Source organism: Streptomyces sp. WMMC940 (assembly GCF_027460265.1).
Taxonomy (GTDB): domain Bacteria; phylum Actinomycetota; class Actinomycetes; order Streptomycetales; family Streptomycetaceae; genus Streptomyces.
In genome coordinates this window covers 2003390-2015846 of the sequence record NZ_JAPZBC010000001.1, presented here as the reverse complement: position 1 = coordinate 2015846, position 12457 = coordinate 2003390, and the positions used below count along the sequence as shown (strand labels likewise).

Below are 12457 nucleotides of genomic sequence, written 5' to 3'. Positions count from 1 at the left end.
AGCTTTGAGCGTGCAGTTGGTAGTCGCACGGATCGGCCGCGCCCACGGCATCAAGGGCGAGGTCACCGTCGAGGTACGTACCGACGAGCCGGAACTGCGGCTCGCCCCCGGAGCCGTACTGGCCACCGAACCGGCCTCCGCGGGCCCGCTGACCATCGAGACGGGCCGGGTGCACAGCGGCCGGCTGCTGCTGCGCTTCGAGGGGGTCCGGGACCGCAACGGCGCCGAGGCGCTGCGCAACACCCTGCTGATCGCCGAGGTCGATCCGGAGGAGCGGCCCGAGGAGCCCGACGAGTACTACGACCACCAGCTCATGGACCTCGACGTGGTGCTCGCGGACGGCACGGGGATCGGCCGGATCACGGAGATCTCCCATCTGCCGTCGCAGGACCTCTTCATCGTCGAGCGGCCGGACGGAAGCGAGGTCATGATCCCGTTCGTCGAGGAGATCGTCACCGAGATCGACCTCGCCGGACAGCGGGCCGTCATCGACCCGCCCCCCGGCCTCGTCGACGACCGCGCGGAGATCGCCTCGCAGCGGGAAGCGGACGCCGAGGACGGGAACTGATGCGGCTCGACGTCGTCACGATCTTCCCCGAGTACCTGGAGCCGCTGAACGTCTCGCTCGTGGGCAAGGCCCGGGCACGCGGGCAGCTCGGCGTCCACGTCCACGACCTTCGGGACTGGACGTACGACCGGCACAGCACCGTCGACGACACCCCGTACGGCGGCGGACCGGGCATGGTCATGAAGACCGAGCCCTGGGGCGACGCGCTGGACGAGGTCCTCGCATCCGGCTACGAGGCGGGCGCCCACGCTCCCGCGCTGGTCGTGCCGACCCCGAGCGGCCGGCCGTTCACCCAGGAGCTCGCCGTCGAGCTGTCCGAGCGGCCGTGGCTGATCTTCACCCCGGCCCGGTACGAGGGCATCGACCGCCGCGTCATCGACGAGTACGCGACCCGCATACCCGTCCACGAGGTCTCCATCGGCGACTACGTGCTGGCCGGCGGCGAGGCCGCCGTCCTCGTCATGACGGAGGCCGTCGCACGGCTGCTGCCCGGCGTCCTCGGCAACGCCGAGTCGCACCGCGACGACTCCTTCGCGCCCGGCGCCATGGCCGACCTCCTGGAGGGGCCCGTCTACACCAAGCCACCGCTCTGGCGCGGCCGCGGCGTACCGGACGTGCTGCTCAGCGGTCACCACGGCCGGATCGCCCGATGGCGAAGGGACGAGGCCTTCCGCCGGACCGCCCTGCACCGGCCGGACCTGATCGAGCGCTGCGACCCCTCCGCGTTCGACAAGAAGGACCGGGAGATCCTCTCCATCCTGGGCTGGGCGCCGTCGCCCGACGGGCGATTTTGGCGCAGGCCGGAGGCCGTGGAAGAATAGGCCGCTGCCGTACGTCCGGCGTGCGCCCCTGCCACAGGGGGACACGACGCCCGCCCCGACGCCGCGGCTCCTCGAACATCACTCCGGATACCGTCGATGACCTGTGGCATCGGCGAAGAAAGCAGACGAAACATGTCGCACGTGCTCGACGCCGTCAACTCCGCCTCGCTGCGGACCGACCTCCCCGCCTTCCGCCCGGGTGACACCGTGAACGTCCACGTTCGCGTCATCGAGGGCAACCGCTCCCGTATCCAGCAGTTCAAGGGCGTCGTCATCCGCCGCCAGGGTTCGGGCGTCAGTGAGACCTTCACGGTCCGCAAGGTCTCCTTCTCCGTCGGCGTCGAGCGCACCTTCCCGGTGCACAGCCCGATCTTCGAGAAGATCGAGCTCGTCACCCGCGGTGACGTCCGCCGCGCCAAGCTCTACTACCTGCGTGAGCTGCGCGGCAAGGCCGCGAAGATCAAGGAGAAGCGCGAGAACTGAGCCACGGCTCACACCCGCGCCCTGCTGAGGCCTCATACGGTTCTTACGGCGGCCGGATAGCATCTGGCCCCGATGGACACCGAAGCACTGCACACGGAGCGCGACCGCTCTTCCGCCCCCGAGACCGATGGGTCCGGCACCGGAGAGCGGTCGCGCTCCGCGCGCGTCTACCGGCGGCCGTCCTGGCGGCGAGCCGGCGTGCTGGGCGGCGTCTGCGCCGTGTTCCTGCTGCTCCTCAGCCATTTCGTGATGCAGCCGTTCCTGATCCCCAGCACCTCCATGCAACCGGCCCTCGAAGTCGGCGACCGCGTGCTGGTGAACAAGCTCGCGTACCGTTTCGGGTCCGAACCGCGGCGCGGCGACGTGATCGTGTTCGACGGCATCGGATCCTTCGTGCCGGAGGGCGTGGAGGAGAACCCGGTCAGCGCGGCGGCGCGCGAGGGGCTGGCCTCCCTCGGGCTCGCGGAACCGTCCGACACCGATTTCGTCAAACGTGTGGTGGGAGTGGGCGGCGACCGCGTGGTCTGCTGCGACAAGAGGGGAAGACTCCAGGTGAACGGCGTACCGGTCGACGAGGGCTATCTGTACGCCGGTGACGCACCGTCCCATGTGCCCTTCGACATCGTCGTGCCGCACGGCACGCTGTGGGTCATGGGCGACCACCGCAGCAAGTCGCGTGATTCCCGCGACCACTTGGGCGAACCCGGCGGGGGCACGGTCCCCCTCGACCGGGTGGTCGGGCGCGCTGACTGGATCGGCTGGCCGCTCGGCCGCTGGTCCGCGCTGCCTTCGACGGGCGCCTTCGACCGTGTGACCGCACCGGACGGTGTCCATGGGTAGCCGTGGGCGGCGCGCGAGCCACCGGGCCGACACCCGGCTGCCCACCGGCACCCGGCCCACCGACGGCGGCCGGACGCTGCCCGGGCGCGCCGAGCGGCGCAGGCTCGCCAAGAAGGTGAAGAGACGGCGCCAGCGATCCGCGGTCAAGGAGATCCCCCTTCTCATCACGGTGGCGCTGATGATCGCCCTCGTCCTCAAGACCTTCCTGGTGCAGGCGTTCGTCATCCCCTCGGGTTCGATGGAGCAGACGATCCGGATCGACGACCGGGTGCTGGTCGACAAGCTGACGCCCTGGTTCGGTTCCAAGCCCGAGCGCGGTGACGTCGTCGTCTTCAAGGACCCCGGCGGCTGGCTCCAGGAGGAACAGACGCCGCGCAGGGACGACCCTGTCGTCGTCAAGCAGGCCAAGGACGTGCTGACCTTCATCGGCCTGCTGCCGTCCGAGGACGAGCAGGACCTGATCAAGCGGGTCGTCGCCGTCGGCGGTGACTCGGTCAAGTGCTGCGACCGGGAGGGCAAGGTCACGGTCAACGGGGTCCCGCTGAACGAGCCCTATCTGCACCCCGGCAACGCCCCCTCGAAACTGAGGTTCGACGTGCAGGTCCCCGAGGGCCGGCTGTTCGTGATGGGCGACCACCGGTCGAACTCGGCCGACTCCCGATTCCACCTCGACGAGGAGTACAGCGGCACCGTCTCGGAGGAGGAGGTCGTCGGGCGCGCCGTGGTCATCGCATGGCCGTTCGACCACTGGAGCAAACTGGAGGAGAGGGGAACGTACGCCTCGGTCCCCGATGCGCGCGCCGGGACGGCCACCGCACACGGAGCGTCGCATAGTGTGTCCTCCCAGGATCACAAAGGACTGGTCCTGCTCCCGAGCCCTGCGGAACTCCCGCTCGTTATGGGAGTAGTGGGCCTGCGCCGTCTCGGGCGCGGGCGGTCGCACGGAGTGAGGAGTGGATGTGGGGGATTTGGCCGTAGGCGCACGATCCGGACACGAGGAGCCCGAGGAGCGGCCCGAGCGGTACGCGAAGCCTTCCCCCGGTTCCAGCGGCTCCGGCGGCCTTCCCCCGCAGGGCGACGGCGGTTCGGGGGGCGGTGACCCGGCGGACGGCGACGGCTCGTCCGGTACCGGGGCGAGGAAGCAGCGGTCCTTCTGGAAGGAGCTGCCGCTCCTCGTCGGCATCGCGCTGGTCCTGGCGCTGCTGATCAAGACTTTCCTGGTGCAGGCGTTCTCGATCCCGTCGGACTCGATGATGAACACGCTGCAGCGGGGCGACCGGGTGCTGGTCGACAAGCTGACGCCCTGGTTCGGCTCCGAACCCGAGCGCGGCGAGGTCGTCGTCTTCCACGACCCGGGCGGCTGGCTGGACGACACCCAGGCTCCCGAGCCCAATGTGGTGCAGCAGTTCCTGAGCTTCATCGGCCTGATGCCCTCGTCGGAGGAGAAGGACCTGATCAAGCGTGTCATCGCGGTCGGCGGTGACACCGTCTCCTGCAAGAAGGGAGGCAAGGTCATGGTCAACGGCAAGGCCCTGGACGAGACGTCGTACATCCGGCCCGGCAGCACGCCCTGCGACGACAAGCCGTTCGGTCCGATCCGCGTGCCCGAGGGCCGGATCTGGGTGATGGGCGACAACCGCGACAACTCCCTGGACTCGCGCTACCACCAGGAACTGCCCTACAACGGCACGGTCAGCAACGAGGACGTCGTCGGGAGGGCCGTCGTGGTGGCCTGGCCGTTCAACCGCTGGTCCACGCTGCCGGTTCCGGACACCTTCGACCAGCCCGGGCTGAACTCGGCGGCTGTGATCGGCGGGACCCTCGCGCCGGGCGCACTCGCGGTGGCCGGCGCGTTGCCGATCGTGCTCGTCCGCCGGAGGCGGCTGACCCGCGGGCGAACCGACGGGTAGGGTGCCGCTCGGATCAGCGATCGTCGGTCCTGGGAGGCAGGGAGCGCTGCGATGAGCGGAACAGGACGTACGGGCAGCGGCCACGGCCGCCTCGGCAGTGTGCTGTCGGGGCTCGCCGTGGCCGTCGGCTGTGTGCTCTTCCTCGGCGGATTCGTCTGGGGGGCGCTGCTCTACCAGCCGTACACGGTCCCGACGGACTCGATGTCACCGACCGTGGAGCCGGGTGACCGGGTGCTGGCGCAGCGCATCGACGGATCGGAGGTCCGGCGCGGGGACGTCGTCGTCTTCACCGACAAGGTGTGGGCCGACGCCCCGATGGTGAAGCGCGTGGTCGGGGTCGGCGGCGACAAGGTCGCGTGCTGCGATTCCGACGGCCGGATGACCGTCAACGGCAAGGCCGTCGAGGAACCGTATCTGCGCGGCGAGGAGCCCGCGTCACCGTTGGGCTTCAACGTGTCCGTGCCCGCGGGGAAGCTCTTCCTCCTCGGTGACGAGCGCAGGACCTCCGTGGACTCCCGTTCGCACCTCCAGGAGGCCGGCCAGGGCACCGTGCCGGTCGGGGCGGTGACCGCCCGGCTCGACGCCGTCGCCTGGCCGCTCGGCGGGATACTGGAACGGCCGCGGGGCTTCGCCGCCCTGCCCGGCGGGATCTCCGAGCCGGGGCCCGTCCGGCCGGTCCTCGCGTCGGTGGCGCTCGGCGCCGTGCTGATCCTGGGTGGGGCCGCCCACGGACCGCTCGCGAAGCTCGCGGGCCGGCGGAAGCGTACTGCTGGGCGGAGCGGGGCGACCGCGGATGTCTGAGGGGCCGTCGGACGGATCGGGCCGAGGGACGCCTGCGGGCGGTCCTGCGCCGGGGGCTGCCGTGGACGGGAGGACGTCCGGGACGACCGGGGGCGGGGCCGGGCGCGCCCTGCGCCGGGTGTCCCGGGTGATCCTGCTCGATCCCGACGACCGCGTCCTGCTGCTGCACGGCTTCGAGCCGGACGATCCGGACGACGACTGGTGGTTCACACCGGGCGGTGGGGTCGAGGGCACGGAGTCACGGGAGGAGGCCGCGCTGCGCGAGCTGGCCGAGGAGACGGGAATCACAGACGTCGAGCTGGGACCGGTGATCTGGCAGCGGGAGTGCTCCTTCCCGTTCGACGGACGGCGCTGGGACCAGGACGAGTGGTACTACCTGGCACGTACCCGGCAGACGACGACCAGCCTGACCGGCCTGACCCGGCTGGAGCAGCGCAGTGTCGCGGGGCTGAGGTGGTGGACCTCCGCCGAACTGTCGGCGGCGCGTGAGACGGTGTATCCGACCAGGCTCGCCGAGCTGCTGCGTACGCTGCTCGACGAGGGGCCTCCGAGTGCGCCTGTGGTCCTGGCCCGGGAAAACGTCTAGGGACGCGGGGGGCTGGCGCACAATAGGGGGACGCACGGCTGAAGGGGAACATGCCATGAGCGCCGAGGACCTCGAGAAGTACGAGACCGAGATGGAGCTGAAGCTCTACCGGGAGTACCGCGACGTCGTCGGTCTGTTCAAATACGTGATCGAGACCGAGCGCCGTTTCTATCTCACCAATGACTACGAGATGCAGGTCCACTCGGTGCAAGGTGAGGTCTTCTTCGAGGTCTCCATGGCAGATGCCTGGGTGTGGGACATGTACCGGCCGGCCAGGTTCGTCAAGCAGGTCAGGGTACTCACGTTCAAGGACGTGAACATCGAGGAGCTGAACAAGAGCGATCTGGAGCTTCCCCAGGGCTGATCTCCACCCGAAGGGGCGGCGCGGTTTTCCACATCGGGCCGGTTTTCCACCAAGATCCACTCGCCGGGGCCGCAGGCGTCAGAGTCGGTGCCGGAGGTGGTGCCCGATGAACGCGACGAGCGCACTGGGGCGGTACGGGGAGGAACTGGCCGTCCGGCTGCTGGCAGCGGCCGGAATGGCCGTACTCGCCAGGAACTGGCGGTGCGGACGGGCCGGAGAGATCGACATCGTCGCCCGGGACGGCGACACGATGGTCGTCTGCGAGGTGAAGACCCGCAGGGTCGGCCCCGACGGGCGTACGCCCTTCGAGCATCCGATGGCCGCGATCACATCCGCCAAGGTGGAGCGGTTGAGACACCTGGCCGCCTGCTGGCTTCAGCGGCACGGGGGGCCACCGCCCCCGGGCGGGGTGCGGATCGACGTCGTCGGGGTCGTGCTGCCCCGGCGGGGCGCGCCCCAGGTCGAGCATGTGGCGGGGGTGGCCTGATGGGATTCGCGCGCACATGCTCGGTGGCCCTGGTGGGGGTTGAGGGCGTGGTCGTGGAGGTCCAGGCGGACCTGGAGCCGGGAGTCGCGGCCTTCGCCCTGGTGGGACTCCCGGACAAGAGCCTCGTGGAGAGCCGGGACCGGGTCCGGGCCGCCGTCGTCAACTCCGATGCCGAGTGGCCGCAGAAGAAGCTCACCGTCGGCCTCAGCCCGGCCTCCGTGCCCAAGAGCGGCAGCGGTTTCGACCTGGCCGTCGCCTGCGCCGTGCTCGGTGCAGCCGAGCGCATCGATCCCGGGGCCATCGCGGATCTCGTACTCCTCGGCGAGCTGGGGCTCGACGGCAGGGTGCGGCCCGTGCGGGGCGTGCTGCCCGCGGTGCTCGCCGCGGCGGAGGCGGGATACCGGCAGGTCGTCGTACCCGAGCGGACCGCGGGAGAGGCCTCGCTCGTCCCGGGCGTCTCGGTCCTCGGAGTGCGCAGTCTGCGCCAGCTCATCGCGGTGCTGAACGACGAACCGGTGCCGGAGGAGGAGCCCGACGGCGACGGCCGGCCCGACGCCATGCTCGCCGGACTCACGGTTCCCGGCGCCGGGGTGGGCACGGGTCTCGCCGGTCCGGGGCGGGGCGAGGGCTCCCATCCGGACCTGGCGGACGTCGCCGGGCAGCACGCTGCGCGCACCGCCGTCGAGATCGCCGCCGCCGGGGGCCACCACCTGCTGCTCCAGGGCCCTCCGGGCGCGGGGAAGACGATGCTGGCGGAGCGGCTCGCGTCCGTGCTCCCGCCACTCACCCGCAAGGAGTCCCTCGAGGTCACCGCCGTTCATTCGGTCGCGGGCATCCTGCCGCCCGGCGAGCCCCTGGTGCGCACGCCGCCCTACTGCGCCCCGCACCACTCGGCGACGATGCAGTCCCTCGTGGGCGGTGGTCAGGGCGTGCCGAGACCCGGCGCGGTGTCCCTGGCGCACCGGGGCGTCCTGTTCCTGGACGAGGCCCCGGAGTTCTCCGGCAAGGCGCTCGACGCCCTCCGCCAGCCCCTCGAATCGGGCCATGTGATCGTCGCACGGAGCGCGGGGGTGGTCCGGCTGCCCGCCCGGTTCCTCATGGTTCTGGCGGCCAACCCCTGCCCGTGCGGGCGCCACACCCTGCACGGCTCGGGGTGCGACTGCCCCGCGGCGCTGATCCGGCGGTACCGGGCGCGGCTCTCGGGACCCCTGCTCGACCGGGTCGACCTGAGGGTCGAGGTGGAGCCCGTCAGCCGGGCCGACCTGCTGGGCAGGGGCGGCCGGGGTGAGCCGTCCGCGGACGTCGCGGCCCGGGTCGGGGAGGCACGGGACAGAGCGTCCGCCCGGCTGGCCGGCACCCCGTGGCACGCGAACAGCGAGGTGCCCGGGCACGAGCTGCGCACCCGCTGGCACACCGCTCCCGGCGCGCTGGCCGCGGCCGAGCGGGACATGGAGAGGGGACTGCTCACCGCGCGGGGCATGGACCGTGTACTCCGGGTCGCCTGGACGATCGCCGATCTCGCGGGCCACGACCGGCCCGGCACCCGCGATGTGGACCTGGCGCTCCAACTGCGCACGGGCATCGCGCGGGGCGTCCCGGCGGGGTTCGGAGCCGAGCGGTGAGCCCCGTGCGTGGGAGCGGGCCGGACCGGTGCCCGGGCGCGGCGACGGGAGCCCGGTCGTGACCGCCGGTGCGGGCGAGGAGGAACGCAGGGCGCGTGCCGCGTTGACGAGGGTCGTCGAACCGGGTGACGAACACGCGGGGAGATGGCTGCGCCGGCTCGGCCCGGTGGAACTCCTGGCCCGCCTCACGGCGCCCACCCCGGGCGAGGGTGCCCTTCCCGGTGCGGGGGAGCAGCGGATCGAGGGCTACCGGATGCGGGCTGCGGCGGCACGTCCGGAGCGCGATCTCGAGCGGGTGGCCGAACTGGGCGGACGCTTCCTGTGTCCGGGGGATCCGGAGTGGCCGGGGCAACTGGACGACCTCGGAGACGCAAGGCCGGTCGGGCTCTGGGTCCGGGGCGGACCCGACCTGCGGATATGGGCCCTGCGTTCGGTGGCCGTGGTGGGTGCGAGAGCGTGCACCCCGTATGGGGTCCATGTGTCGGGGAGCCTCGCCTCGGGTCTCGCCGAGCGCGGCTGGGTGGTCGTCTCCGGCGCCGCGTACGGGGTCGACGCCGCCGCCCACCGAGGCGCGCTGTCCGCGGCGGGCGCGACGGTCGCGGTACTGGCCTGCGGGGTGGACGCCGTCTATCCCCGCGGCCATGCGGAGTTGCTCCGCCGCGTGGTCGAACAGGGCCTGGTGATCGCGGAGTTGCCGCCCGGAGCCCATCCCACCCGCAGCAGGTTCGTGCTGCGGAACCGGGTCATCGCGGCCCTGTCCCGGGGCACGGTCGTCGTGGAGGCCGAGTACCGGAGCGGTTCACTCGCCACGGCGCGCGCCGCGGAGCGCCTCGGCCGGTTCACCATGGGCGTTCCCGGCCCGGTGACCAGCGGACTCTCCGCAGGGGTGCACGAACTGCTGCGCACCGGCGCGGTGCTGGTCACCGACGCCGACGAAGTGGTCGAACTGGTCGGCCACATCGGCGATCTCGCCCCAGCGCGCCGCGGTCCGGTCCTCCCGCGGGATCTGCTCGGCCACGGCTGTGCACGGGTCCTGGAGGCCCTCCCGGCCAACGGCTCCCTCGACGGCCGGAACGTCGCCGCGCGGGCCGGCACCACGCCCGACGACGCCCTCGCGAGGCTGTACGAGCTGCACTCCCTGGGCTTCGTCGAACGCCGGGGGGACCGCTGGCAGTTGGCCGCAGCCGCGACAACGGGCTCGAACGCACGGCGAGGCGGTGCTTGATCCGGGGCATTCGGGTGAAAGGGTGAGCCCGACGGCCCCGGCGGCACTTCAGCGGGACCGCGAGGGCCGGCGCCCGCCTCCGGCTCTCGTTCGAAGATGTGGCCGACGGTACACACCCACCGAGGCGCGATCCGCCGCCGTTCGCGCACCGCAATCGCCCAGTCACGCTACGCTCGCCAGGTTCACCGCCCAGCCACCGGCCCAGACAACCCGTCCCGACACGCCCCACAGCAGAACGGCTCAAAGGCAACGCATGCCCCAGCACACCTCCGGGTCTGACCACGCGGCAGTTCCCCCCGCTGCCCGTGGTTCCGTGCGGCCGCCCGCGCCCTCGTCGCTCGAAGAGCTGTGGCGGTCGTACAAGGCCACCGGCGACGACCGGTTGCGGGAGCAGCTGATCCTGCACTACTCGCCGTTGGTGAAGTACGTCGCGGGAAGGGTGAGCGTCGGACTGCCGTCCAACGTCGAGCAGGCGGACTTCGTCTCCTCCGGCGTCTTCGGACTCATCGACGCGATCGAGAAGTTCGACATCGAGCGCTCGATCAAGTTCGAGACGTACGCGATCACCCGCATCCGGGGCGCCATGATCGACGAGCTGAGGGCGCTGGACTGGATCCCGCGCTCGGTGCGGCAGAAGGCCCGCAACGTCGAGCGGGCGTACGCCACACTGGAGGCGCAACTGCGGCGCACCCCCTCCGAGAGCGAGGTCGCCGCGGAGATGGGCATCTCGCTCGAGGACCTCCACTCCGTCTTCAGCCAGTTGTCCCTGGCGAACGTCGTCGCACTGGAGGAACTGCTCCACGTCGGGGGTGAGGGCGGCGACCGGCTCAGCCTCATGGACACCCTGGAGGACACCGCCGCCGACAACCCGGTCGAGGTGGCCGAGGACCGCGAGCTGCGGCGTCTCCTCGCCCGAGCGATCAACACCCTTCCCGATCGGGAGAAGACCGTCGTCACCCTCTACTACTACGAGGGCCTGACCCTGGCCGAGATCGGCAATGTCCTGGGCGTCACCGAGAGTCGGGTCAGCCAGATCCACACCAAGTCCGTGCTGCAGCTCAGGGCGAAGCTGGCCGACGTCGCCCGGTGAGGCGGACGGGCCGGGGCGGCCCGGGGAGCGGGCGGCGGCGCGGTGCCGAACCGTCACTGTCCCGCCCGTGCGTGCCGCCGTCGCCGTAAAGTGGTCCCGTGCCAAGGATTCGAGCGGCCTCCGTGGCCGAGCACCGGACCATGCAGCGTGCCGCCCTGCTGGACGCCGCGCGTTCCCTGCTGTCCGAAGGCGGGACGGACGCGCTGACCTTCCCCGCCCTCGCCGAGCGCACGGGCCTGGCCAGGTCCTCCGTGTACGAGTACTTCCGCTCCCGCGCCGCGGTGGTCGAAGAGCTGTGTGCCGTCGACTTCCCGGTCTGGGCGGCGGAGGTCGAAGCCGCCATGGCCGGCTCGGACACCCCCGAGGGCAAGGTCGAGGCGTATGTGCGCCGTCAGCTGGAACTCGTCGGCGACCGGCGCCACCGTGCCGTCGTCGCGATCTCGGCGAGCGAGCTGGACGACGGCGCCAGGGAGAAGATCCGTGCCGCGCACGGTGGGCTGATCGCCATGATCGCGGAGGCGCTCGGGGACCTGGAGCACCGGCAGCCCCGCCTGGCTGCCATGCTCCTCCAGGGGGTCGTGGACGCGGCGGTGCGCCGTATCGAGCTGGGCGCCGCCGAAGACCCCTCCGCCATCGCCGAGGCCGCGGTCTCGATGGCGCTCCGTGGAGTGCTGGGGGACTGAGCCCCACTGCGGGTCCTTGTTCGGCCGGTTCCGGTCCGCGTCGGCGTTCGGCCCGGTCGCGGCCTGGTCGTATCGGGTCCCTCCGGCCGGTCGCGACCTGTCCCGTGTCGCTGCCCGGTTCCGCCCCCACTCCCTCTCCGTGCTCGTGCCCCACACCCGCGCCGCCGCTCCCACCCCTGGCGACCCTCTGGCGCCCGAGACGAATCGCCCGGTGCGAGAAGAGCGCCGCCGCTGCGAGCACCAGGGCCTGGACCGTGTCGGCACCGGCCCGGGACGAGGCCGCCGACGCCTCGGCGAGTCCCGGTACGGCCGCCCCCGGAGCCGTCGGCGGCAGGGGCACTCCGAAGACCGGAAGCAGCCGGGACGGGCCCCGGCGCAGGGCCGGGGCGGGCAGGAGGGAGAGCGGGTCGAGGTACGTCCCGCCCCGCCGCAGCCCCCAGTGCAGACACCCGCGCGGACAGTGCGAGGAACCCGCCGCCACCACCGCCACGACCTGCCCCTCGGCCACCATGGCGCCCGGTGGGACCAGGGGGCGCACCGGCTCGTAGGTCGTGCGCAGCGGCGGGTCGTCCGTCCCCGTCAGCTCGATCGACAGCACACCGCGCCCCGCCACCGGTCCCGCGAAGGACACCCGCCCCGGTGCGGCGGCGCGCACCTCGGTGCCCGGGCTGGCCGCCAGGTCCGCCCCGCGGTGGCCCCGCCCGTACGGGGAGGGTGGCGGTTCCCAGCCCCGGACCAGCGCGGGGCGGGGTGGGCCCACCGGCCAGACCGCCGCCCGTGCCGCCACCGGGGGGACCGCCACCAGCAGCACCGCTGCCAGCGCCGTCGTCACGACTCGTCGTCCGCGATTCATGACGTCGACGTTCCCCCAGCCGGCCGCCTCCGCGTTGATCATGGTCCGGATCTGTGGACGGCCGGCCCGTTGTGGACATCGCCGTCACCCGGCACCTCGGCGGTCCCGTACACTTCTTCTGGCG

Annotated in this window: 13 protein-coding genes and 2 pseudogenes; 14 read left to right on the top strand and 1 reads right to left on the bottom strand. The window is 72.0% G+C overall.

Annotated elements, in window-relative coordinates:
* The first annotated feature begins 10 nt into the window (after window positions 1-10).
* The 14 genes and pseudogenes from rimM (at window position 11) to O7595_RS08695 (ending at window position 11480) form a co-directional block, all read left to right on the top strand.
* Entirely contained in the window at window positions 11-568 is a 558-nt protein-coding gene (gene rimM, locus O7595_RS08760) for a ribosome maturation factor RimM (RefSeq protein WP_269728165.1), read from the top strand.
* Window positions 568-1389 (top strand): tRNA (guanosine(37)-N1)-methyltransferase TrmD, encoded by an 822-nt coding sequence (trmD, locus tag O7595_RS08755; RefSeq protein ID WP_269728164.1) that lies wholly within the window; start codon window positions 568-570, stop codon window positions 1387-1389. The genes rimM and trmD overlap by 1 nt, the downstream gene beginning before the upstream one ends.
* A 132-nt stretch (window positions 1390-1521) precedes the next feature.
* Window positions 1522-1872, top strand: a complete 351-nt coding sequence (gene rplS, locus O7595_RS08750; RefSeq protein WP_269728163.1) for a 50S ribosomal protein L19 — start codon at window positions 1522-1524, stop codon at window positions 1870-1872.
* A 72-nt stretch (window positions 1873-1944) separates the two neighbouring features.
* Window positions 1945-2712: a signal peptidase I gene (lepB, locus tag O7595_RS08745; RefSeq protein WP_269728162.1), complete on the top strand. Its 768-nt coding sequence runs from the start codon at window positions 1945-1947 to the stop codon at window positions 2710-2712.
* A pseudogene (gene lepB, locus O7595_RS08740) lies at window positions 2705-3787 on the top strand (signal peptidase I); the annotation flags it as partial. The gene lepB (O7595_RS08745) and the pseudogene lepB (O7595_RS08740), both read left to right, overlap by 8 nt.
* Window positions 3681-4622 carry a signal peptidase I gene (gene lepB / locus O7595_RS08735; protein WP_443071587.1) on the top strand — a complete coding sequence of 314 codons (942 nt, stop codon included), beginning with the start codon at window positions 3681-3683 and terminating at the stop codon, window positions 4620-4622. The pseudogene lepB (O7595_RS08740) and the gene lepB (O7595_RS08735), both read left to right, overlap by 107 nt.
* 51 nt (window positions 4623-4673) lie before the next feature.
* The gene (gene lepB, locus O7595_RS08730; RefSeq protein ID WP_269728160.1) at window positions 4674-5423 is read left to right on the top strand and encodes a signal peptidase I; all 750 of its coding nucleotides are present in this window, start codon (window positions 4674-4676) and stop codon (window positions 5421-5423) included.
* Complete coding sequence (locus O7595_RS08725) at window positions 5416-6009, top strand: NUDIX hydrolase (protein WP_443071586.1); 594 nt, start codon at window positions 5416-5418, stop codon at window positions 6007-6009. Before lepB (O7595_RS08730) ends, O7595_RS08725 begins: the two co-directional genes overlap by 8 nt.
* Window positions 6010-6064: 55 nt before the next feature.
* Entirely contained in the window at window positions 6065-6373 is a 309-nt protein-coding gene (locus tag O7595_RS08720; RefSeq protein ID WP_017947641.1) for a DUF2469 domain-containing protein, read from the top strand.
* Between the two features lie 106 nt (window positions 6374-6479).
* A complete protein-coding gene (locus O7595_RS08715) occupies window positions 6480-6860 on the top strand; it encodes a YraN family protein (RefSeq protein ID WP_269728158.1) in 381 nt (126 codons plus the stop codon).
* Window positions 6860-8482, top strand: a complete 1623-nt coding sequence (locus O7595_RS08710; protein WP_269728157.1) for a YifB family Mg chelatase-like AAA ATPase — start codon at window positions 6860-6862, stop codon at window positions 8480-8482. The genes O7595_RS08715 and O7595_RS08710 overlap by 1 nt, the downstream gene beginning before the upstream one ends.
* Before the next feature lie 58 nt (window positions 8483-8540).
* Window positions 8541-9707, top strand: a complete 1167-nt coding sequence (gene dprA / locus O7595_RS08705) for a DNA-processing protein DprA (protein ID WP_269728156.1) — start codon at window positions 8541-8543, stop codon at window positions 9705-9707.
* 253 nt (window positions 9708-9960) lie between these two features.
* On the top strand, window positions 9961-10797 hold the full coding sequence (gene whiG / locus O7595_RS08700; RefSeq protein ID WP_269728155.1) for an RNA polymerase sigma factor WhiG: 837 nt from the start codon (window positions 9961-9963) through the stop codon (window positions 10795-10797).
* A 122-nt stretch (window positions 10798-10919) separates the two neighbouring features.
* Entirely contained in the window at window positions 10920-11480 is a 561-nt protein-coding gene (locus tag O7595_RS08695; protein WP_269732421.1) for a TetR/AcrR family transcriptional regulator, read from the top strand.
* A 463-nt stretch (window positions 11481-11943) separates the two neighbouring features.
* Here O7595_RS08695 and O7595_RS08690 read toward each other — a convergent pair.
* Window positions 11944-12333, bottom strand: a pseudogene (locus O7595_RS08690) (peptidoglycan DD-metalloendopeptidase family protein); the annotation flags it as partial.
* Between the last annotated feature and the right edge of the window lie 124 nt (window positions 12334-12457).

Excerpts from the sequence above, each read along its gene's own strand:
- lepB (WP_269728162.1), top strand. The coding sequence starts at position 1,945 with ATGGACACCGAAGCACTGCACACGGAGCGCGACCGCTCTTCCGCCCCC.
- lepB (WP_269728160.1), top strand. The coding sequence starts at position 4,674 with ATGAGCGGAACAGGACGTACGGGCAGCGGCCACGGCCGCCTCGGCAGT.
- O7595_RS08710 (WP_269728157.1), top strand. The coding sequence starts at position 6,860 with ATGGGATTCGCGCGCACATGCTCGGTGGCCCTGGTGGGGGTTGAGGGC.
- O7595_RS08725 (WP_443071586.1), top strand. The coding sequence starts at position 5,416 with ATGTCTGAGGGGCCGTCGGACGGATCGGGCCGAGGGACGCCTGCGGGC.
- whiG (WP_269728155.1), top strand. The coding sequence starts at position 9,961 with ATGCCCCAGCACACCTCCGGGTCTGACCACGCGGCAGTTCCCCCCGCT.
- rplS (WP_269728163.1), top strand. The coding sequence starts at position 1,522 with ATGTCGCACGTGCTCGACGCCGTCAACTCCGCCTCGCTGCGGACCGAC.
- O7595_RS08720 (WP_017947641.1), top strand. The coding sequence starts at position 6,065 with ATGAGCGCCGAGGACCTCGAGAAGTACGAGACCGAGATGGAGCTGAAG.
- O7595_RS08715 (WP_269728158.1), top strand. The coding sequence starts at position 6,480 with ATGAACGCGACGAGCGCACTGGGGCGGTACGGGGAGGAACTGGCCGTC.
- trmD (WP_269728164.1), top strand. The coding sequence starts at position 568 with ATGCGGCTCGACGTCGTCACGATCTTCCCCGAGTACCTGGAGCCGCTG.